This window comes from Maribrevibacterium harenarium (assembly GCF_006385675.1).
Taxonomy (GTDB): domain Bacteria; phylum Pseudomonadota; class Gammaproteobacteria; order Pseudomonadales; family Marinomonadaceae; genus Marinomonas; species Marinomonas harenarium.
In genome coordinates this window covers 1-1,339 of the sequence record NZ_VFRR01000108.1, presented here as the reverse complement: position 1 = coordinate 1,339, position 1,339 = coordinate 1, and the positions used below count along the sequence as shown (strand labels likewise).

The window sequence follows — 1,339 nt, the reverse complement described above, 5'->3', positions numbered from 1 at the left end:
CCCTTGATGGGGCGTTAGGCCATAGCGCTCAGCAAACTTATGTTTGCCAATCTGACTGGTATAAGCAGGATTGACTTCTTTTACTTCTATGCCGCGATCAAGACACCGAGCCTTGATCACTTCGATGATCTTTGAGTACGCAAACGCACTGATCATGCGGTTGTAGCGGCGATCTTCATTGGCTTTTAGGTCTTGCTTCTTACGCTTAAAATCCAGCGCTTCAAGCACGATCGGCTTACGAGTTCGATGCGCAATCTCGACAAGCTGCTTCACTGCATCACCAATCACAGCCATACGTTGATGTGTGGTTTTGCCGTGGGTCTGCACATTGATTCGATGCTTGTTGACTGGATTGCCGTTGCGATCCATCTCAACCACCGCGAGATGATGAACGTTAATGTCTACGCCAATCGCGCCTTGCGCCTCAATGCTCTTTTTCTTTGCCGCTTCGATTTCGGTGGAGAGAAAAACTCGCCAACCCTTTTCGTCACGAACGAAACGGTACGTGATGGCGCTACCACGATGCAATGCTTGCTCAATCTCCGTTTCTCCAAAAGGCAGCGCAATAGGCATAACAACTTGCTTGGGGAGCCCCGTTTGCACGATGACCGAATTTGGTAGACGCAAATGGAGAAGCCACTGGTCATTAATACGTTTTAGCTGACAGCCCTGGCAACCCGCAGACTCATCTTTGGAGCCCAACACCGAAAATTGACGATCACGGTAAGTCTGCCAATCCCGCTTCCAGTCTGAATGGTTTTCATAGCCATTTTGTTCTAGGTGGTACTGAGCATGGAAAAGCTTTCGCGAGCCAAAGCACAGAGAGACTTTGCTCGCTTTTTCAGCGACCAACAGCTTCTCAAGACGATGTTTCTGAGTAGCAAGGCGACGCTTCTTGTGATGCAACTTAAAGGCCGTCTTGTTCTTGGTGGCTGCCCCGGTTTTGCGATCCGCATTTAAGCGACGTTCCAACGCTTTGACCGCTTTTTCGGAGGATTTGATGCGTGCTTTAGCGGCTTGGATGTGGTCTTTGCGAAGCTCTTTGATGGACTCGACTTTGCCACGAAGGCCATAGAGGATGGCGTTATATTGTCTAGCAGTGATACCAAAACGAAGTTGGAAGCCGCTTTTGTGAGTTTGTGTGGGTCGAATACCTTGAGCAAAGGTTTGGGCAAAAAGCGTGCGTTCTGCTTTTGAGAAAATGGCCGCATAACTCGACAGCGCTAAATCAGATTCAGCACTCAGATTTTTGAGTCGAGTTTGATAAGTGCGGTGCGTCATTCCTTTGTTGCCTCAATGGCTTTCTGAGCACGATTTTTGGCCGAGCGTCGTCCATAAA

1 protein-coding gene is annotated in these 1,339 nt (G+C 48.9%); it reads right to left on the bottom strand.

The annotated features are described in order from the left end of the window. Positions 1–1,281, bottom strand: a 1,281-nt coding sequence (locus FJM67_RS17295) for an IS200/IS605 family accessory protein TnpB-related protein (protein ID WP_140591932.1), incomplete at its 3' end; no start/stop codon positions are given. Positions 1,282–1,339: the final 58 nt, after the last annotated feature.